Origin of the sequence: Muriicola marianensis (assembly GCF_014638095.1) — a bacterium.
Classification (GTDB): Bacteria; Bacteroidota; Bacteroidia; order Flavobacteriales; family Flavobacteriaceae; genus Muriicola; species Muriicola marianensis.
In genome coordinates this window covers 2,170,680-2,193,537 of record NZ_BMFH01000001.1, presented here as the reverse complement: position 1 = coordinate 2,193,537, position 22,858 = coordinate 2,170,680, and the positions used below count along the sequence as shown (strand labels likewise).

At 47.7% G+C, this 22,858-nt stretch carries 10 protein-coding genes; 6 read left to right on the top strand and 4 right to left on the bottom strand.

All coding sequences use genetic code 11. The features are described from left to right. Positions 1-15: 15 nt before the first annotated feature. From mdxK to IEV19_RS09910, 3 genes are all read right to left on the bottom strand, one after another. Positions 16-2,325 (bottom strand): maltose phosphorylase MdxK, encoded by a 2,310-nt coding sequence (gene mdxK, locus IEV19_RS09920; RefSeq protein ID WP_188370492.1) that lies wholly within the window; start codon positions 2,323-2,325, stop codon positions 16-18. A 3-nt stretch (positions 2,326-2,328) separates the two neighbouring features. Next, a complete protein-coding gene (pgmB, locus tag IEV19_RS09915; protein ID WP_188370491.1) occupies positions 2,329-2,985 on the bottom strand; it encodes a beta-phosphoglucomutase in 657 nt (218 codons plus the stop codon). A gap of 188 nt (positions 2,986-3,173) precedes the next feature. Continuing rightward, a complete protein-coding gene (locus IEV19_RS09910) occupies positions 3,174-4,208 on the bottom strand; it encodes a LacI family DNA-binding transcriptional regulator (protein WP_188370490.1) in 1,035 nt (344 codons plus the stop codon). 348 nt (positions 4,209-4,556) lie between these two features. Between IEV19_RS09910 and IEV19_RS09905 the strand changes: the two genes are divergently transcribed. Next, positions 4,557-7,682 carry a SusC/RagA family TonB-linked outer membrane protein gene (locus IEV19_RS09905; RefSeq protein WP_188370489.1) on the top strand — a complete coding sequence of 1,042 codons (3,126 nt, stop codon included), beginning with the start codon at positions 4,557-4,559 and terminating at the stop codon, positions 7,680-7,682. 18 nt (positions 7,683-7,700) lie between these two features. After that, on the top strand, positions 7,701-9,326 hold the full coding sequence (locus IEV19_RS09900) for a RagB/SusD family nutrient uptake outer membrane protein (RefSeq protein WP_188370488.1): 1,626 nt from the start codon (positions 7,701-7,703) through the stop codon (positions 9,324-9,326). A gap of 432 nt (positions 9,327-9,758) precedes the next feature. On the opposite strand, the gene IEV19_RS09895 is transcribed toward IEV19_RS09900, so the two are convergent. Next, complete coding sequence (locus tag IEV19_RS09895) at positions 9,759-11,411, bottom strand: solute:sodium symporter family transporter (protein WP_188370487.1); 1,653 nt, start codon at positions 11,409-11,411, stop codon at positions 9,759-9,761. A gap of 183 nt (positions 11,412-11,594) precedes the next feature. Between IEV19_RS09895 and IEV19_RS09890 the strand changes: the two genes are divergently transcribed. Genes IEV19_RS09890 through IEV19_RS09875 form a run of 4 tightly spaced genes read left to right on the top strand, consistent with a single transcriptional unit; the run spans position 11,595 to position 22,855 of the window. Then, complete coding sequence (locus tag IEV19_RS09890; RefSeq protein ID WP_229732533.1) at positions 11,595-14,912, top strand: CRTAC1 family protein; 3,318 nt, start codon at positions 11,595-11,597, stop codon at positions 14,910-14,912. Further along, positions 14,909-18,262 (top strand): VCBS repeat-containing protein, encoded by a 3,354-nt coding sequence (locus IEV19_RS09885; protein WP_229732532.1) that lies wholly within the window; start codon positions 14,909-14,911, stop codon positions 18,260-18,262. Before IEV19_RS09890 ends, IEV19_RS09885 begins: the two co-directional genes overlap by 4 nt. Further along, complete coding sequence (locus tag IEV19_RS09880; protein ID WP_188370486.1) at positions 18,255-21,515, top strand: VCBS repeat-containing protein; 3,261 nt, start codon at positions 18,255-18,257, stop codon at positions 21,513-21,515. The genes IEV19_RS09885 and IEV19_RS09880 overlap by 8 nt, the downstream gene beginning before the upstream one ends. Beyond that, positions 21,512-22,855 carry a vanadium-dependent haloperoxidase gene (locus tag IEV19_RS09875; protein WP_188370485.1) on the top strand — a complete coding sequence of 448 codons (1,344 nt, stop codon included), beginning with the start codon at positions 21,512-21,514 and terminating at the stop codon, positions 22,853-22,855. Before IEV19_RS09880 ends, IEV19_RS09875 begins: the two co-directional genes overlap by 4 nt. Positions 22,856-22,858 lie beyond the last annotated feature (3 nt).

Below are 22,858 nucleotides of genomic sequence, written 5' to 3'. Positions count from 1 at the left end.
CCCCTGAGTACACATTTATTTTGCAGCCGTTTTGGAAACTGGCTTTAACACGAGGCGCTCCCCGTTGAGGCGGATCGACATCTCATGGTCGCCCTCCAGCTCAAAATGGGCCCCGTTCTTATCGATTAGAACCTTGAGTATCCTGTTCCTGAAATTGATCTTAAAGGAATAAGACTCCCACTCTTCCGGGATCCTTGGTCGGAAAGACAATTTATCGTTTCGAATTCTCATACCTCCGAATCCTTCCACGATACTCATCCAGGTACCGGCCATGGAAGTGATGTGGAGTCCTTCTTCCACCTCTTTGTTGTAATCGTCCAGGTCTAGTCGGGAAGTACGCAGGTAAAACTGATACGCCTGCTGCATGCGATCCAGTTTCGCGGCCTGTATACTGTGCACACAAGGCGAAAGAGAAGATTCGTGAACGGTAAAAGGTTCATAAAAATCAAAATGCTTCTCGAGATCCTCTATAGAAAAGTGATCCTCAAAGAAATAGAAACCCTGCAGGACATCAGCCTGTTTGATGTATGGCGACCTGAGGATCCTGTCCCAACTCCATTTCTGGTTGATGGGCCTTTGAGACTTGGGTAGATCTGCCACGGTCACCAGCTCCTTGTCGAGGAAGCCGTCCTGCTGGAGATAGATACCCAATTCCTCGGAAAAGGGGAAGTACATATTATCAGCCACTTTTTTCCACTCCTCCATTTCCGCCTTTTTCAGCTTGGTATACCCGGTGATCCGGTCATAGTCTTCCTTGTAGCCGGTCTTGACTTTCTCGAGTTGCTCCAGGGTGTATTGGATACACCAACGGGCAATATAGTTGGTATACCAGTTATTGCTGACGTTGTTTTCGTATTCATTAGGCCCGGTAACCCCTAGGATCACGTATTTGTTCTTCTGTTTTGAGAAGGTAGCACGCTGATGCCAGAATCTGGCGATCCCGATCAGGACTTCCAGTCCCATTTCAGGGATATAGGAATAATCGCCCGTATAACGATAGTAATTGTAGATCGCAAAGGCGATTGCCCCGTTTCGGTGAATTTCTTCAAAGGTGATCTCCCACTCATTGTGGCACTCCTCCCCGTTCATCGTTACCATGGGATAAAGTGCTGCCCCGTTATTGAAGCCGAGTTTCTTGGCGTTCTCAATGGCCTTTTCCAAATGGTTGTACCTGTATTTAAGCAGGTTCCTGGCTACGTGATGGTCCTTGGTCGCCATGTAGAAAGGGATACAATAGGCTTCTGTGTCCCAGTAGGTACTCCCCCCGTATTTCTCACCCGTAAATCCTTTGGGGCCGATATTAAGCCTGGAGTCTTTCCCTGTATAGGTCTGGTTCAACTGGAAGATGTTGAATCGGATTCCCTGTTGGGCCTTGATATCACCCCCGATAGTAATATCGCTCATCTCCCATATTCCGGCCCAGGATTTTTTCTGTGCCTCCAGAAGCCCGTCGAACCCTTTTTGTCTCGCCTTGTCAAGTACTTTTTTTGCAGCCCCGACCAGATCGCCGTTCTTGTGATTGCGGGAAACGGTGTATCCTCCAAACTTATAGAAGGTGACTGTGGAGCCCTTATCTACCTTTTGCTCATACGTATGGCCTACCCAAAGTTCCTTTTCTTCTGTCCCCATGGGTTTACTCTGGGTCTTGCCCTGGTATTCCAGCTGACATTCCATAAAGGTACATGTCTCAAAATGGGTCTTCATGGTATGCGCCTCAATAAAGGCCTGGTTCCCCTCAGAGGAAACCTTTGTAGTATTCCAGAACTTGTCGTCCCAGTTGCTGTCTTCATTGGTGATCCCACTGTCCAGATAGGGCGAAAAAGTGATCGTAAGATCGTCTCCTACCGGAGTGACCTCATACCGGATTGCTCCTACCTCATCCAGATCCATGCTCAGGAAACGGGTGACCTTTACCTCAATGGTCTTTTTGTTCTTCAGAGTGGCTGTAAAACTGCGCTTGTACCAACCCTCTTTCATATTCAGTTCCCTTCGGAATTGATCCACACGGGAACACGTATTAAGGTCGAGTGCCTCTCCGTCTACCATTACTTGGATACCGATCCAACTGGGAGCGTTGATCACTTTGGCAAAATATTCCGGATAGCCGTTTTTCCACCAGCCTACCTTGGTCTTGTCGGGATAGTAGACCCCGCCTATATAGCTTCCCTGAAATGTCGGGCCCGAGTAATGTTCTTCAAAATTTGCCCGTTGTCCCATGGCTCCGTTCCCAAGGCTGAAAATACTCTCCGAGGATTTCACATTTTCCCTGTCAAATCCTTCTTCTATGATTGACCAGTTGTCTGGTACGATATAATCCTGATTCATATATTATAGTTCTGCTAGTTTTTTGATAAAGTCGAGATCGATCTCGGTAAAGTCCTTAAAAACATATCTGGCATCAGATAGCACATCTTTATCTCCAATACCCACACTGGTCATACCAGCGATATTGGCAGCTTCGATCCCCGCAATGGCATCTTCAAAGACGATACAATTCTCCGGTGGGAGCTTCAGTTCCCTGGCAGCGATCAAAAAAACCTCTGGGTCGGGTTTAGCCTTGCTGACCTGCGTACCGTCTACAATGGTGTTAAAATAAGGAATAAGTCCCACTTTTTTCAATATGGGCCGGGCATTTTTGCTCGCTGATCCCAATCCCATGGGAACCTTGTGCTCTCTCAGGAAATTGAGCACCTTGGGAACATCCGTCAGTACCTCATCTTCCGTCATCTTGTCTATGTAAACGAGATAGTCCTCATTTTTCTCTGCCAGCCAGGTATCGAATTGCTCCTGCGGCACTTTCATGTTTCCCCATTCCAGGAGGATCTCCAGGCATCTCTTTCGGCTTACCCCTTTGAATTGTTCATTCTGTTCCTCGGTGAAAGGTATTCCCAATTCATCTGCAAGGTGTTTCCAGGCCAGGTAATGGTATTTGGCGGTATCGACGATTACTCCGTCAAGGTCGAATATAAATCCTTTGTCATGCATTTAAGAACACCTTTTATTTATATGTATATCCGTTATCCCGGTAGAAAGTACGGCAGCCCGAATAAATTTCCCGCCAATATACAAAGATGTCTCTATTCTGGAAGAGATGCCTTTGATTCAAAAACTAAAAACAGGTACACGATGGCAGGTGAAGAGGTTATCATGTAATGAAGAGTGGATCAGCACCATCAAACCTGACCCAGGGTAGATTCGCGTTCTACCAGGGTGGCACGTATGATCTGGGTCTCATAGCTCTCTTCCTCCTCCTGATCATGATCATTTTCGATCTTTTCAATAAGCATCCTGGCAGCGGTCTCGCCCATGAGTTCCCCATGCTGGTCTACTGAGGTCAACGTGGGGGTCGAAAGGCGGGAAAGGATCCCGTCTGTAAATCCGACAAAAGCGATATCTTCCGGAACTCGTTTTCCCAACCTTTGCACGATTCCCATTGACTTTACTGCAAAGATCTCGTTTACACAAAGTACGGCATCCATCGACCTGTTTTTAAAGAAGGCCTCGCTCTTTTTGTCGTCTTCTTTCTGGTAAGGCAACTCAAGGACCAGGTCGGGTTTAACCTCCAGGCCATGCTCCCTAAGTGCCCTGTAATATCCTTCTGTCCTTTTCGCACTGACATTCAGATAGCCCTCGGTCGTGACGAGGGCGATCTTTTTGCGGCCGGATGCAATGAGCTTTTTTACGGCCAGGTATGCGGCTTCTTCATCGTTGATGATCACCTTGTCGCAATGGATCTCGTCCGTAACCCTGTCGAACAAGACCAAAGGAATGCCCTGTTCAGTCACTTCCTTCAGGTGGTTGTAATCATTCTTTAGCTGAGTCTCCCCTGCCAGGGCCATGATAAATCCGTCGATACTTCCATTGGCGAGCATTTCCATATTGATCACCTCCTTGTCAAAGGATTCATCAGAGACGCAAACAATGACATTGTAGCCTTTGGCATTTGCGTACTGCTCGATCCCCCTGAATACTGTAGTAAAGAAATGGTGAACAATATCCGGGATAATCACCCCGATATTCTTGGTCTTCTTGTTCTTCAGGCTTATGGCGATATTGTTCGGCCGGTAATTGTAAAGCCTTGCAAAAGCCTGTATCTTCTCCTTAGTATCCTGCCCTATTTCCTCACTGTTCTTGAGTGCTTTTGAAACGGTAGATATAGAAACATCCAGCTCTCTGGCAATGTGCTTTAAGGTGATTTTGCGCTTCAATGGGAATTTCTGTCAATTAGACTTCAAAATAAAGGTACATAAAGCGGTGTTAAAAAAACCGTTTTTTTAACACTTTTCAGACTGGCGAAGCTGCGTCAAAATCAATAATTTTCGAAGCTCGCATTGAAAAATTATTATATTTGTTTCGAATTCGATAATTAAAACACCCCATAAATAGAGTATAATCGAAACATGGATACTTAAATTATTAAATTACCATGTTTTAAAAAGTTATTAACACGAAACCGTTTTCGTAAGCGGCTACGGCCCGTGTTTTCGAATATTAACACTTTTTTTACATATGTTTAACGCTTGAATTAAATTAACTAAACTTAAAATTAACTCTTTATGAAGATTACACTACTAAAAGGTCTTATGCTGGTTGGAGCGATCTTGAGCTTCGGATTGGTTAAGGCGCAAGACGTATCAGGTACTGTTTCTGATGCCAATGGACCTCTTCCAGGGGCCAGTGTTGTAGTTCAGGGGACTACAAATGGTACGCAAACAGACTTCGATGGTAATTACAGCTTGAGCAATGTTGGCAGTGATGCCGTTCTTGTCTTCAGCTACATCGGGTACAAGACACAGGAGATAGCCGTCAACGGCCGCTCCACAATTAATGTGGTCCTCGAGGAGGACGCCCAGGCATTGGATGAGGTGGTGATCATTGGTTATGGTACTACCACCGTTAAAGATGCAACCGGAGCTGTGACAGCTGTCACCTCTGAGGACTTCAACGGAGGGGTGATTTCATCTCCAGAGCAACTGATCCAGGGTAAGACAGCCGGGGTAAACATCCAGCAAACTAGTGGTGAGCCGGGTGCTGGTATACAGGTGAATATCCGGGGTTCCAATTCCGTACGTGGTGATAATAACCCGTTATTCGTTGTAGACGGTGTGCCTCTTGCCGGAGGAAATACCGCTCCCGGAGGAGATACCGGTAATGGCGGTAGCGCGACGAGAAACCCGTTGAACTTCTTAAACCCATCCGATATTGAAAGTATCTCTATCCTCAAGGATGCCTCTGCGACTGCCATTTACGGTTCTAGGGGTGCTAACGGGGTTGTGATCATTACCACCAAGAGTGGAAAAGGTAGTACCGGTGGAAGGTTGGAATTTGCATCTTCTTTAAGTGTTGCCACACCTGCAAACAGCTATGACCTTCTCAATAGGGAAGAATTCCTGGCCGGTGTTGCACAATACGGAGGCAACCCCTCAGCTGTAGATTTTGGAGCTAATACTAACTGGCAGGATTTTATCACCAGGACCGTTGCTTCCCAAAACCAGAACGTTTCCTATTCCAACAACTATGGAAAAGGGAATATACGAGCTACCTTCGGGTACCAAAAGCAATTTGGTGTGGTAGAAAAGACCAGCCTGGAACGTATTACCGGTAGGCTTAACTTGACGCACCGCTTTCTGGATGACAAGTTGACGCTGGGACTGCAAACCACTCTTTCCAGGGTGAATGACGAAACTGCACCCTTAAGTGGTGGTGCCGGTTTCCGTGGCGATATACTGGGTGCAAGCTATTCGGCCAATCCGACCTGGCCTGCTTCTTCCACTTTCAATGATGGAGGAACGCAGATCAAACCAGCTAATTACCTGGCCAATACACAAAACCAGACAAATACTAACAGGGTTCTTTTAAATGGTTCCATCGACTATAAATTCACACCCGAGCTGACCGGTAAGATCAACGTGGGTTACGACAAGTCTGAAGGAGAAAACACCTCTGTTCTTTCCGGTGACCTTTTGAGTTTTACGGATATTTCAGGCCAGGGCTTTGGTACCTACAATACCCTGAACAGGGAAAACCACCTGTTGGAAGCTACGCTGAATTTCCGAAAGGATTTTGGTAATTCCAACATCGATGCTCTGGTAGGTTATTCTTTCCAGGATTTTAATGTCAATGGAAGGAATGCCCAGGGAAGGGGCTTCGGAACTACCGAACTCAATCAGATGGGGGCAGATCTCAGGGAAACTGTAAATGGAGCAGCAAGCACAATTGACGGTGCTTATCAGCAATATTACTACGGCTCAAATACAACCGGCCTTATCGTAAACAGGCTGCAGCCTGTTGTCGTTGCCGGAGAGGAGATCGGGTTTGCATTTAACAGGCTCGTACGTGGAATGACTGCTGATACCTTTGACAACACAGACGAATTACAGTCTTTCTTTGCCAGGGTTAACTACAGCCTGAATAATAAATACCTCTTCACCGCTACCATGAGGGCGGATGGTTCTTCCCGTTTTGGTCCTGAAAACCAATATGGATACTTCCCCTCAGGTGCATTTGCCTGGAAACTCAATGAGGAAGGATTCCTGGGAGACAACGTCTCTACTATGAAGCTGCGTTTAAGCGGTGGTCTGGTAGGTAACCAGGAAGGTCTGGGATATGGTAACTTTGTTGCACGTCAGCGTTTTGGAGGTTTGGGTGTTCAAGGTAACTACCAGGTCAACCCCAGCGGTCTGAACATCGTTGCCACTGATGTACCGGATTTGAAATGGGAAGAGACCCTGAACCTTAACGTAGGTTTGGACTTCGGTTTCAACTCTGACCGCCTCTCCGGTAGCATTGACGTATACCGAAACGAAACTAATGACGTATTGCTGCGTACTCCTCCTGCCGCACCGGCTGTGGATCCGTTCCAGTTCGGTAACGTAGATGCCTCTATCCTGAACCAGGGTATTGAGTTCGCCATTGCTTACGACTTTATTCAGTCTCAAAACACCACGTTCTCAGCTTCTTTCAACATTGCTTACAACGAGAACGAGGTACAGGATTTTGCCAGTGCGATCAACACAGGTGAGATCAACGGACAAGGTCTTTCCGGAGCCTTTGCACAGCGTTTTGAAGCCGGAAGGTCATTGTTCTCTTATTACATGGCCATTTTCGAAGGCTTCGATAGCAATGGATTCCCGATCTATCAGGACGTTGATGGAAATGGTGTCGGAGATCCCATCGCAGATCAGACCTTCGTAGGTGAAGACGCCTTGCCAGATATTACCTCTGGTTTATCTTTGAACTTCAGAAGTGGTAACTGGGATGCATCAGCTTATTTCTCCGGCCAGTTCGGATTCTATGTATACAACAATACAAGGAATGGTTTCTTTACTGGAGGAGCTATCAACAACGCACGTAATGTTACCCAGGATGTCATCGCCAGTGGCGAAAACGGAGGGGCCTCAGCAGACGTATCCACAAGATTCCTTGAAAAAGGTGATTTTATAAGGATGCAGAACGCAACCCTTGGGTACAACGTGCCTCTTTCAGGTGACGGTCTTTTCAAAACCCTAAGGTTGTCCTTGACCGGGCAGAACCTGTTCCTGATCACGGATTACTCTGGTCTCGATCCCGAGATCACAGTGGCTACCGGTGACCTAGGTTCAGGAGTTCCCACCAGGGGAATTGACTGGGCTGGATTCCCAAACCCAAGAACCATTACTTTCGGATTAAACGCATCCTTTTAATTAAAAAAATTGAATATCATGAAAAGAAATCAATTTAAAATCTATTTTTTAACCATCGCCTCCGTCGTAGGAATGTCTTCCTGCACCGACCTGGAGATCGAAGCGACTGATTCTATCATCAGTGAAGGCTTCCAGGGTCTGGCTGATCCGTCCTCGGCAATTGACGGACTGTACAGTTCATTAGGTGGGCAGTATGGTGACCAGGCGAACTTTTTCGCCCTTCAAGAAGTGACCACAGATGCGGCCCTGGTACCTACCAGGGGAACAGACTGGGGTGATAACGGACTGTGGAGGGTGCTCCACAACCATACCTGGAACGGAGAACACGCCTTTATAGGTACTGTTTGGAACCAGTTCAACGGTAATCAATTGGCTGCGTCTCGAGTCCTCGATTCCAGAAGTAACCCTTCTGCTCAGAACATTGGAGATGCCAGTTTTATAAGGGCCTTCAGTATGTGGGTCATCCTCGACAACTACGGCCAGGTGCCTTTCAGGGACACCAGCCTGCCGAGTTCTTCCTTGCCGGAAGTACTGACAGGTCAGGCCGCTGTCGACTTTATCCTGGCCGATCTGGATCAGGCTATTGCTAACCTGCCAACAGTGGCTGCCGGAAGTGGCGCTACTTTGAATCGCGCCAGCAAGGCTGCAGCCAGGTATTTAAAGGCTAAAGTTCTCCTCAATAAGCACATCTATTTAGGAGGTAGCCCTGATTCGGGAGATATGAATGAGGTGGTTTCTCTGGTAGATCAGATTGCCGCAGATGGCTTTGCCCTGCAGGCCGGATTCTTTGATCTTTTCCGTGATCCTGCAGATACAGGAGGAAATACCGAAACCATCTGGTCTCTTTCTGCACTTATAACAGGAAACAGGATTTACAATGGACTTCACTACAACTCTACCTCTCTCGGAGGCGGAGGTTGGAACGGGTTTAGTACTCTTGCTGAGTATTACGACCTGTATGAAGGTGATCCTAACAACAACCGCGCTGATGTTAATGGTAATCCATTAGACGGGCAGGAAGAACGCCGCGGTGGAGTTCCACCAGCAGGAAAGCCTTTCACCGGAGAACCCGGTACTTCAGATAACGGCGGACTGGAAGATGGCTCAAACGTTGGATTCGGATACCTGATCGGACAGCAATACGCTCTCGACGGTACTCCGTTGACAGACAGGGCAGGAGCGCCTCTTACCTTTAAAAGGGATTTCGTTGATGGTACCGGAGCCCCAAGCTTCATTAACAACGACGAGACCACAGGTATCAGGGTAATGAAATACAACCCTCGTTACGGTGGAGGTTTTGCCGGACACGAAGTTGTCTTCCGATATGCAGATGCCCACCTAATGAAGGCAGAGGCCATGATGCGCAGCGGCGGAGACCCAACCGCCATGGTGAACGAACTTCGCGTACTTAGGGGAGCAACACCTCTCGGATCTGTAGGCGAGCAACAACTTCTCGACGAAAGAGGTCGTGAGTTGTACCAGGAAGTTTGGAGAAGGAATGACCTGATCCGTTTTGGACAGTATACCAGAGACTGGCTTTTCAAAGAATCCAGCGAAATTGGTAACACAAATCGACACGTGTTCCCGATCCCTCCTGCACAGTTACTGGCGAACCCAAATCTGGTTCAGAATCCTGGATACTAGATCTTATAATATCTACAAAAACCCCGGTTTATCCGGGGTTTTTTTATTCCTTTTTTGCACCTTTAATCCCAACGCTACACCTCATACCTTTTCCTATTATTCGACATTTCTGAATCTCCGGTTCGCCTGAGTAATAATTATACTTCTTCTCATTTCTGATACAGCGGAAACTGGTCGAGTCTTTTGATCAAATGCCTGAGGTTAATAAGTCCCTTCCATATCACAAAATGAAAATTCCTCACATGCCCTTATTGCATCAGAGTAAGAACTATGGCACTTTATGAAAAACCTATAGTAAGGCTATAATAGATTCTGTTAAATTATGCCCAGAGATTACAGGGAGGAGTAAAAACACTTTTTTAAAGGGGTTCTCGTTCAATCACTTCCCTTAAGTCTCAAGACGAAGTGTTCTTTTATAGCTGATAGAGTATCCTACTGGGCAAAGTATATGTAAATACCCACCACTGTTAGCACTATGAGGATGCCGACCTGTTTCACATATTTAAAAGGTGTGATCTCCACCTGTTCAGTGTATTCCTGTACATAGGCTGTAGCCCTTGGTCTAAACTTTCCGATAAGAAGCATAATGGCTATGTTGGCAATAAACAAAATGGCCATTACGTGCAAATAATGAGGGTAGGCGTCAGCCTCAATCAGGGCTAGTTCAGATGGATCTGTAATTCCCATGGCCGCCGCTCCCTCAAGGGCTTCACTGACGTACCTGGGCTGTAACCAAAACTGGGATATTATATAGAGCAGAGAACCTGAAATGATCCCGACCTTGGCGGCGATAGCTGGCACCCTCTTGGTCGCATAACCAATGACAATGATGGTCAGGATAGGAATGCTATAGATCCCGTTGATTTCCTGCAGGTAATTGAACAAACTCCCTGCATTGGCGATCATGGGTGCAATAAACATGGCGGCAAGAGCCAAAATGATTCCGAAGATCTTTCCGTAGCGAACGACTACCTTCTCGGGGGCCTCCTGGTTGATATGCTGTTTGTAGATATCAATTCCAAAAAGGGTTACCGAACTGTTCAGAACACTGTTAAAAGAACTCAGAATGGCCCCAAAGAGTACGGCTGCAAAAAACCCGATCAACGGCTTTGGCAAAACAGCCCGGACGAGTTCCGGATAAGCGAGGTCACTGGACGACAAACCTCCTTCAAAATAGTGGTAGGCTATCATCCCGGGCAAGACCAAGATAATGGGTCCAAGGATCTTCAGAAAAGAAGCCAGCAATAATCCTTTTTGACCTTCCGCCAGATTCTTGGCCGCCAGGGCGCGCTGTATGATCTGCTGGTTAGTACCCCAATAGAACAGCTGCACCAGCATCATACCGGTAAAAATGGTCTCGAATGGGACCTCCTGCCCGGCTTCCCCAGTAGAGTCGAATCGTTCAGGATTAGCCGCCATCAGGTTTTCCAGGCCCTGAAATACATGGCCGTCTCCTATGGCCATCAATCCGAATATCGGGATCAGTATCCCTCCCAGTATGAGGCCGATCGCATTGATGCTATCTGACACAGCAACTGCCTTAAGTCCCCCAAATACGGCATAAATAGAACCGATGATCCCGATCCCCCAGATACATAAAACCAAAGCTGTTTTATCCGAAACATTGAGCATCTCCGGCACATTAAACATCCCGCTAATGGCCACTGATCCCGAATACAGGATAACAGGAAGTAACACCACCACATAGCCCGTTAGAAAAAGGGCTGATGTAATAGTCTTGGTCGACACGTCGAACCTTTTGGCGAGGAACTGGGGTACGGTTGTAAGACCGCCTTTAAGGTATCGGGGTAAGAGGAAGATGGCCGTAATAACGATGGCAATTGCAGCCAGTGTCTCCCAGGCCATGACGGACAGTCCGTCCTTATAAGCGCTTCCGTTCAGGCCGACGATCTGTTCCGTGGAAAGGTTGGTCAAGAGGAGAGACCCCGCGATGACCCCGGCTGTCAGGCTTCTTCCACCCAGGAAATACCCGTCTGAGGAAGTTTCATCTGTGGTTCTGGTTGCAAAATACGAGATAATGGCCACCAAGGAGGTAAAGCCGACAAAGGATAGTATTCCTATCATGATTCGGTTAGTTAGTTAGTTCGTTTGATCCTTTAAATATATCGGATAATTTATAAAATTATCCAGCAATTAAATATTATTAATTTTTCCATAACCTTTTTAACGTCCCCCAGGCTTAAAACCCAACGGTGACAACTTCCATCTTCCTGCCGTATTGAGTATCTTGTGGCCCGTTTCAGATGTATGATGAAAAGGATCTACGGGTATATTTTAGGACTGACCATGCTGGCTGCCGGATGCGAAAAGACCCCTCCCGGGCAGTTTGTTTCCCTTCAGGCATCACAAACAGGGATCGAATTCGAGAATACCCTTACCGAGACCCCTGAATTAAACATCCTGAACTATCTCTATTTCTATAACGGGGCCGGAGTCGCTGCCGCAGATTTCAACTCAGACGGACTCACAGACCTGTACTTCACAGCCAACCAGGGAGAAGATCAACTCTACCTCAACCTAGGTGACATGAAGTTCAGGAACATCACTGCCCAGGCCGGGATTGAAAACACCGGAAACTGGACAACGGGGGTGACCCATGTAGATATCAATCACGATGGAAAGCTTGACATCTATGTCTGCAAGGTGGGGGATTATCGATCGATAAAAGGAAAGAACCTGCTCTTCATTAACCAGGGAGTAAATGATGAGGGCATTCCACTTTTTAAAGAAGATGCGGAGGCCTATGGCTTAGATTTCAGTGGTTTTTCCACACAGGCTGCCTTCTTCGACTTCGATCTAGATGGGGATCTGGACATGTTTCTCCTGAACCATTCTGTTCACCCCAATCTGACTTATGGCAAAGGGTCTCAGCGCTTACAGCCCGACCTTTCATCCGGAGATCGACTATTCCGAAATGACGACGGGATCTTCACAGATATATCGGAGCAGGCCGGCATTTTTCAGGGAAGGATAGGGTACGGACTGGGAATTACAGTAAGCGATCTAAACCGAGACGGATATCCCGACATATATATTGGTAACGATTTCTTTGAAAATGACTACCTGTACATCAACCAAAGAGATGGAACCTTCAGGGAACTGATCTCCTCAAACGACAGATCAATGGGCCATACCAGCCATTATTCTATGGGCAACGATATAGCAGACATCAATAATGACGGTCTCGCAGATATCGTATCCCTCGACATGCTGCCTGAAGATCTCGAGACCTACAAGACCTCCGGACTGGAGTTTCCTTATCCCACGTATCAATATTATCTGAAGAATGGATACTCCCCCCAATACATGCAAAATACCCTGCATGTGAACCTGGGGAATGAAACGTTCAGTGAAATTGCCCAGCTTTCGGGGATCGCAGCGACAGAATGGTCCTGGAGCGCCTTGCTGGCCGACTTTGACAATGATTCCTTTAAGGATCTCTATATCACCAACGGGATCAAGAGAGCCACAAACGATATGGATTTCATCAGTTTCATCGCGAATGAATCGATTCAACAGAGATTAGAACAAGGCATGTCTGCAGAAGATATGAGCTTTATCGCTGAGATCCCCCAGATAAAGTCCTCCAATTATTTCTTTAAAAACAAAGGGGATCTTTCATTTGAAGACGTAACTAATAGCTGGTTTAAAGAACTGCCTTCCTTCAGTAATGGTGCCGTATATGCAGATCTCGACAACGACGGAGACCTGGATCTGGTGGTCAACAATATGGATGAAAAAGCCATGGTACTCGAGAACAGGGCAGATAATTCAAAAACTAACCACTACCTAAAGATAGAGTTGGCCGGAGAGGGCGGAAATCTCTTTGGAGTCGGAGCTACAATCGACCTTTTCGCAGATGGAAAAATTCAGACACGTGAAAACTTCCCTACGCGGGGTTTCCTTTCGGCCGTTCCTCCTGCCCTGCACTTTGGCCTCGGAAATAACCCCACTATTGATTCTTTGTTAATCCGATGGCCAACCGGGGCCGTGCACTTGCTCAAGACCCCTAAGGCAGATACCACTCTGGTCGTAAGTGAATCAGATGCCGATGTTATCGAATTACCAAAACCTTCTCATTCTTCTGGGATCGTTCTAGACAGGGTTGACGCCCCTGTAAATTTTCGCCACAGGGAACCGGCTACCCTGGAGTTCGATCGGGATCCTCTGGTCCCGTTTGCGAACACCAATGAGGGACCCTCCATATCGGTAGTTGACCTCGACCGTGACGGCAGGGATGACCTATTTTTCTCCGGAGCCAAAGCACAGGTGTCGCAATTGTACCTCCAGACAGCTGATGGTGAATTTATCGAGAGTCAAAAGGATCTGTTTTTGGAAGATGCTCTGAGCGAAGATGTCTCTCAGGTCTTTTTCGATGCTGATGGAGACGGGTGGATGGACCTGCTGGTCGTAAGCGGAGGGAATGAATTCCCAAATGGAGAGCGACTACAGCCGCGTCTCTATATTAACCGCAAGGGTTTGCTCGAAAAGGACAGCCACCAATTCAATGGGGTCTGGATGAATGCCTCCAAAACCGATGCCCGTGACCTGGACGGGGACGGGGACCTGGATCTCCTGATCGCATCTGACCAGCAACCCCTTCAATTCGGATCCACCTCAAGACAATATGTATTCCTGAATGACGGAAAAGGCCGTTTTACTTTGGCAGACGAGGAACGATTTGCCGCATTTACCTCCCTGGGCAGCGTAAAGGATTTTGTCTGGGTAGATGTCGACAAAGATGGACAGGAAGAACTGATCACTGCCGGATACTGGGAGCCTCTGACTATCCTCAAGAATCAGGACGGGTCTCTGAAAAAAATGGAGAATACCGGTTTAGAAAAAACTCATGGATTCTGGAATACTGTGAACTTCGCCGATATAGACGGAGATGGCGACCTGGACATCTTTGCGGGGAACTGGGGCCGGAATACTCGACTGAAAGCTACCGTATCAAGACCAGTTACCCTGTACAGGAAGGATTTTGACAACAACGGGACCGTAGATCCTGTGGTTACTTATTATGAAGGGGAGGTAGAAACCCCTTTTGCCTCCAAGGATGAGATGGTCAAACAACTCCCGAACCTAAACAAGAAATTTCTTTCCTATACCTCCTTCGCCAAGGCTGGCCTCACCGATCTATTCACCCCTGAAGCTCTTTCAAAAGCTGAAAAAAAGCAGGTTTTTGAACTGGCGACCCTTTATTTCTCAAACGACGGAACGGGAAGGTTTTCCAGGAAGGCATTGCCCCTGATGGCACAGGCCAGTAGCACCCACGACATCCTGATCAGCGATCTTGACTCAGACGGTTATCTGGACCTGCTCCTGGTAGGGAATACATATGAAATTAGCACCCAACTGGGTAGGATGGACGCCTCACATGGCATAATTTTGCTGAATGATCAGAAAGGAAATTTTCAGTGGCGGCCTGCTCCCGAGATAGATATCTCCGGACCTGCCAGATCTATCACCAAGATCAAAATCAACGGAACGGACCATTTTCTGATCGGCATCAATAACGACCATCCCGTTTTTTTAACGACACATAAGGATAAAGCATTATGAGAAAAATGTATACAGGACGATTGCTCATTTTAGGTATTGCCCTCTGGCTCACAGCCTGCACTTCCGAAAGCGAAAAGAAGGAAACGGCTGAATCTGCCCCGACACTGTTTTCCCTCCTCCCCTCTTCCCGGACCGGGATCGACTTTGTGAACGAGGTGGAGAATCAGAAGAACTTCAATATCTTCAAATACAGGAATTTCTACAACGGAGGGGGAGTTGCCATAGGGGATATCAACAATGACGGCCTTCCAGATATCTACCTCACAGGGAACATGGTCCCCAATAAACTATACCTTAATAAAGGGAATCTGAAGTTTGAGGATATCTCGGCTTCGGCTGGAGTAGAAGGGAACAAGCCATGGTCTACGGGAGTGGTCATGGTGGATATCAACCAGGACGGCCTGCTCGATATATACGTGAGCAATGCAGGGAATATGGAGGGGGATAACCATGACAACGACTTGTACATTAATAATGGTGATCTCACTTTCTCAGAGAAGGCGGAGGAGTACAACCTCGCAAAGACCGGGTTCTCCACCCATGCATCATTCTTCGACTACGACAAAGACGGGGACCTCGATGCGTATATCCTGAACAATAGCAATATCCCGGTAAGCAGCCTCGGTTATGCCGCCCAGCGGGAGGTGCGGGCCCAGGACTGGGAAGGTGTACCCGATATTTTCAGGGGTGTGGGAGATATGTTGCTGAGAAATGACAACGGGGTTTTTGTCGATGTGAGTGAGGAAGCCGGCATCTACGGAAGTCTGATCGGTTTTGGCCTCGGGATCATGATCACAGATATCAATAAAGACCTCTACCCGGATATTTATGTCTCCAATGATTTCTACGAACGGGACTACCTTTACATCAACAACCAGGACGGAACATTTACAGAAGACATTAAAGGTTGGACCTCCCACCTTTCCCTCTCTGCCATGGGGATAGACATGGCCGATATCAACAACGACGGGCACGCTGAGATCTTTATCACTGATATGCTACCCGAAGCGGATGAACGGGTCAAGTCCGTGATGGAATTTGACGGGTATGACGTATTCCGTCTTAAACAGGAAAAGGATTTCTATCAGCAGTATATCCAGAATACCCTCCAGCTGAATAACGGAAATGGTTCCTTCTCAGAGATCGCTTATTACAGTGGGGTTGATGCTACAGACTGGAGTTGGGCCGGACTCATGTTCGACATGGACAATGACGGATTCAGGGACATCTTTGTCACCAACGGGATCAACCACGACCTTACAGACCTCGATTTTGTGGATTTCTTTGCCAATGAGATCATCCAGAAAATGGCATTGACCGGCCGTAAGGAATCCATAGATTCCATTATCAACAAGATGCCCATCAGGCCACAGCCCAACTATGCCTACAAAAACAACCGCGACCTCACTTTTTCGAACGCCAACAAGGAATGGGGATTCGAATTGCCCACCATGTCTAACGGCGCAGCCTATGGGGACCTCGACAACGACGGGGACCTGGACCTGGTGGTGAGTAATGTGAACATGGAGACCTTCCTCTATGAGAACCATACGGATACCATGACTGATAACCACTATATCCAGTTAAAATTCAAGGGACCCGAGAAGAATAAATTTGCCATAGGCACCACCGTGAATCTCTATTATGACGATACGGTCATCTTTCAGGAATTGATCCCCTCAAGAGGATTTCAGTCGTCCATGGACTACACTATGACCATTGGTTTGGGGAAGACTGCTCAGATCGATTCCCTGAGGGTGATCTGGCCGGATAATAAGACCCAATTACTGACAGCTGTCAGGCCAAATCAGGTACTTTCATTTTCTTATGAGGAAGACTTAGAAGAATATACCCCTCCAAAGCCAGAGCAAATCGTCCCACTCCTAAAGGAAATCCCCAATACCGCACTGACTTCTCACAGAGAGGACAATTACAATGATTTTGATTACGAAGGCCTTATCTATAAACTGCTTTCCGAAGAAGGTCCCGCCCTGGCTATAGGGGACATAGACGGAGATGGGAATGAGGACATCTTCATCGGTGGTGCAGCCGGCCAGTCCGGAATGATCTATAAACACCTCGGGAATGGAAAGGTAAGACCCATTTCGCAACGCATACTGATGGAAGACCTGGATTTCGAGGATACATCAGCCGCTTTCTTTGATGCCGATGGGGACGGGGATATCGATCTCCTGGTAGGTTCGGGCGGAAACCAGGTCGGAAGGGAGCTGAGCTACCGAAACAGGCTTTATTTGAATGATGGGAAAGGAAACTTCACCCGTTCCGAAGAGTCTTTGCCTTCAAGGTTCAAAAATACCTCGGTTATAGCGCCTTATGATTTTGATGAGGACGGGGACGTGGATGTGTTTATAGGGTCGAGAAGCGTCGTGGGCACCTATGGTGTGGATCCGGATCACCTGTTCCTGGAGAACAACGGGGATGGGACTTTCCGTGATGCGACGGAGCGACTGGCATATGACCTCCGGGATGCAGGCATGGTCACGGATGCCACCTGGGCCGATATGGACGGGGACGGCAAAAAAGACCTCATTACCGTCTCAGAATGGGGTACACCACGGGTCTATCGCAATTCAGGGAGGCGCCTTTCAAAAATGGCCACCGACCTCGATGCCCTGGACGGGTGGTGGAACGTAGTGGAGGTTGCTGATCTAGACAATGACGGCGATAACGACCTCGTCCTGGGTAACCAGGGAGCCAACCTGCATTACAAACCGGGACCTAATCAACCCATGAAGATGTGGGTAAATGATTTTGACGGAAACGGGACCATTGAGCAAATCGTGACCTTACAGGAAAATGGAAGGGATTTCCCCTTACATCAGAAAAAAGAGCTCACCAACCAGATCGTATCCCTCAAGAAGCAGAACCTGAAAGCCTCAGAATACGCGAGGAGGAGCATAGACGAGTTATGGCCCCCGAACGTCATACAAAGCTCCATCATGAAGAAAGCGGCCATTTCAGAATCCATCATTGCCATCAATGAAGGGGGAGGAAAATTCACCACTAAAAACCTTCCGCCTCGGGTCCAGTTGTCCTGCGTATGTGGTATTTCCTGTTCAGATATCAATAAGGACGGGTATGTGGACCTGATCATGGGAGGAAACAATTTTGAATTCAAACCCCAATACTCCAGACTGGACGCCAGCTACGGAAACGTGCTGCTTGGCAACAAGGAACTCGACTATCAGTGGGAGGACTACTCCAAAAGCGGGTTCTTTATCAGGGAGGAGATCAAACACCTGGGGCAATTCAAGGATAGAAACGGGGGTGTTTTTCTGATAGCCGCCATAAACGATTCCCAACCTAAGATCTATAAGCTCAATGAATAGAACGATTCTCATAGGGATATTAGTCTTATTAGTCGGCTGCGGTGATAAGGGAGGAGATCTCTTTACCAATCCGCCTTCCGAGGAAACGGGTATCACCTTCCAAAATACGCTCACAGAAACCGACGACCTCAATATCCTCGACTACCTGTATTTCTATAACGGGGGAGGCGTAGCCATAGGGGACATCAACGGAGACGACCTTCCGGATATCTACTTTTCGGGAAACCAGGTAAAGAACAGGCTCTACCTCAACAAAGGGGACCTCAGGTTTGAGGACATTACCGAAAAAGCCGGAGTTGGGGGAAACAGTTCCTGGAATACGGGTGCCGTTATGGGGGATGTCAACGGGGATGGTCTGCTCGACATTTACGTGTGCGCAGTAGTCGGGATCAACGGATTCAATGGGTACAATGAACTCTTCATCAATAATGGAGATCTCACCTTTACGGAAAGTGCGGCAGAATTCGGGCTCGATTTTGACACCTTTAGTTCCAATGCCGCTTTTCTCGATTACGACCTTGATGGCGACCTGGATCTTTATCTCCTCAACCACGCTGTTCATACCCAGGAATCATTCGGTAAGGCAGACCTGAGGTTGAGGCGTGATTTCCAGACAGGAGACAGGCTGCTCCGCAATGATGGGGACAGGTTCAAGGATGTCAGTGAAGAAGCCGGTATATTCGGGGGGATCAACGGATACGGCCTTGGGGTGGCGATCAGTGATTTCAACCTGGACGGATACCCCGACATCTATGTGGGGAATGATTTTCACGAAGATGATTATTACTACCTGAACAATGGGGACGGTACTTTTTCCGAAGAGCTGAAAACGTACTTTACCCATACTACGAGGTTCTCCATGGGTAATGACGTGGCTGACATCAACCACGATGGCTGGCCGGATATCTTATCTCTGGACATGCTCCCTGAGGACGAAACCGTTCTGAAGTCATCCGAAGGGGACGATGATATTCAGATCCAGAAACTGCGCATCAACCAATACGGGTATCATTTTCAATTTACGCGGAATATGCTGCAGATCAACAGGCCGGGGGCTGGTTTTGAAGAAACGGCCCTGATGAGCGGGATAGCGGCTACCGATTGGAGCTGGAGTGCCCTTTTTGCAGATTACGATGCAGATGGACAACAGGACGTCTTTATTTCCAACGGAATTCCCAAAAGACCAAACGATCTCGATTTTATAAATTTTGTTTCAAACGAACAGATCAAGAAGAAGATAGACAATACGAAACTGGTGGATCAGGAAGCCCTTGACCTGATGCCCTCCGGTAAGATCCATAATTATGTTTTCAAAGGCCTTGAAAAAGCCCGGTTTGAGGACCGTTCCAAAGACTGGATCACCAGCGACACACTGGTCTCGGGTGCAACAGCCATGGGAGATCTCGACAATGACGGAGACCTGGACCTGGTGGTCAACAACATCAACAGCGAGCCCACCCTTTACATCAACCAATCCAAAAAGGAAGCCCATTACCTGAAGATTAAACTGAAATATAATGGCAAGAACTCCTACGGCATCGGGACCAAGATCCTGTCCTACCACCAGGGTAGAATGCAATCCAGGGAACTGTATACGGTAAGGGGATTTCAGGCTTCGTCCGAACCTGTTCTCCATTTCGGGTACGGTTCGGCGGAAAAGGTAGATTCCCTGCGTATCCTGTGGCCGGACAAGACCACGCAGCTGCTCAGGGACGTTTCCCCCAACCAGACCCTGGTCATCCAACAAGGGGATGTAATGCCTTTTGATCCTCCCTGGTTAAAACCGGTAAAAAGTACACTTTTCAAAAAAGTGGAGGACAATATGGGGATCGGGTTTGTTCATAGAGAGGATCCCTACCTCGATTTCAACCGCCAGAAACTTATCCCCTACCAGGGATCGGATCGTGGCCCTGCAGTGGCTGTGGGTGATCTGAACGGAGATGGTAAAGATGACGTGTATTTTGGAGGATCGAAGTTTGAACCTCCTCGCTTTTATTTCCAAACCCCGGATGGATTTGAAGAAAAGAAAATAGAAAGCATTGCAAGGGACTCTATCACAGAAGACATTTCTGCAGTGATCGAAGACCTAAATGGTGACGGGCATAATGACCTTTTTGTAGGAACAGGGGGAGCCGATTTTTACAATCAGATGGCCCCTTTGCTGGACTCGTATTACACGGCATCCGATTCAACCTTTATCAAACAAAAGCTAACGGATTCCTACCAAAATGCTTCGGTTATCGCCCCTTCAGATTTCGATAGAGACGGGGACATCGATCTGTTTGTGGGTAATCATATAATTACTAACGATTTTGGTAAAATTCCGGAGTCCTATCTCCTGTTGAATAATGACGGAAAACTCGAGAAGGTTGCAAACAAAGACCTGGAACAGGTCGGGATGGTAACTGATGCCATCTGGGACGATTACAACAGGGATGGCTCTACCGATCTCATTGTTGTGGGAGAATGGATGTCTCCCGTTTTTTTCAGGAATGAAGGCGGGAAACTGGTCAGGGATAACGTCCTGGAAGACGATGTACCGGGGTTATGGGAAAGCATCCTCGGTTTTGACATTGACGGAGACGGGGATAGGGATTACCTCCTCGGGAACTGGGGCCTGAACACCAAATTTATCGCTTCGGAAAAGGATCCTATGAAACTCTACTACGGTGATTTTGATCAGAACGGGACTTCAGAGACCATCCTGACGACTGTAAAAGACGGGGAGAATTTTCCTATTGAAGGATTAAAAGGCCTTGCCGAACAGATGGTCAGCCTCAGGAAGAAATTTACCTCCTACAGGTCATTTGCCGGAAAACCGGTTGAAGAAGTCCTGGAGAAGGAGCAATTGAGGCAGGCTGAGGTATACGAAGTCCACGAATTGAGGTCCGGTTACCTGGAGAACCAGGAGGGTAAATTCACCTTTGTACCCTTCCCGATGGAACTGCAGGTAGCACCTATCACCGCTTTCCTGGAATTTGATTTTGACGGAGACGGGTCTCAGGAGGTCCTGACCGGAGGAAATTACTTCGGGGTAAAACCCTATCACGGAAGGCTTGGAGCCTTTGCCGGGGCTATGATAAAAAGTAAAAATGATATAATTTTGGGGGACCGACTGGGATTGGATTTCATTCAAAAATCCATCAGGCACCTCAACATACTAACCATAAAGGGCCAACCTTATTTATTGGCGACATTCAATGACGATGCCGCACAACTATACCAATTCATAAACAAAAGCGAATCCAAATGAAAAAAATACTCTTTCTCATGGTGTTGGTCTCCCTCAGCTGTCAGAGGGAAGAAGCTCCTATTGAGATCTCACCGGAATTGATGCACAGCAGTGTCGATAAGGTGACGGAAATCATGATTCACGATATCTTCTCGCCCCCTGTAGCCAGCAGGATCTTCACCTATCCCAATATCGCTGCATACGAGATCATAGCACAGGATGATGATAAATACCGGTCACTGGCCGGGCAGGTGCACGAACTCACTCCTGTCCCTGAGGCCGACCCTGAAAAACAGGTGAACAAGTCCCTTGCTGCTCTGATCGCCCATATAGATCTCAGCCGCAGGCTCATCTTCAGCGAAGATCGGATGATCAGCTATCGCGACAGTTTATACGCCATCTGGTCTGAGGAGAATAAAGCAGAATTCGAAGCCTCTAAGGAATACGGTATGCAGGTAGCCGAACATATTGCGGCGTGGATGGATAAGGACAATTACAAACAGACCCGGACCATGCCCAAGTTCACCGTGAATACGGATGAGCCTTCCCGCTGGCAGCCTACTCCACCTGCATATATGGCCGGAATAGAACCGCACTGGAGTAAGATTCGGCCTTTTGTGATTGATTCGGCGGAGCAGTTCAAACCGGTGCCTCCTCCCCCATTCTCTATGGAAGAAGGCTCTGATTTCTACAAAGAGGTCAGGGAAGTATACGATATCAGTAAAAAGATGGAGGCCGAGGGAGACGGATCGGAAGAGGTGGAGATCGCAAAATTCTGGGATTGCAACCCATATGTTTCCGTCACCCGCGGACACCTTATGTTCGCCACTAAAAAAATTACCCCCGGGGCGCACTGGATAGGGATCACCAAGATCGCTTGCAGGAAATCCAATTCGGGTTTCAACGAAACGGTGTATGCCTATACCAAGACCTCAATGGCCATTGCCGATGCCTTTATCAGTTGCTGGGATGAAAAATACCGCTCCAATCTCATCCGGCCTGAGACATTGATAAACGAACATATTGACGATAACTGGAAGCCTGTGCTTCAGACCCCTCCATTTCCTGAATACACCAGTGGCCACAGTGTGGTTTCCGGTGCAGCCTCCATAGTCCTGACGGATATCTTTGGAGAGGACTTTTCTTTTGACGACGATACCGAACTTGCCTACGGTTTACCGGTTCGATCTTTTAGGTCCTTCAGGGAAGCTGCAGACGAAGCCGCGATCAGCAGAATGTACGGGGGAATACATTACCGTGCAGCCGTGGAAGTGGGTGTAAAACAAGGGAGAGATCTGGGCTCTTATATCGTCGGGAAACTCAAGATGGAAAACGAATCAGAACTGGCTCAAAGTGAATAACCC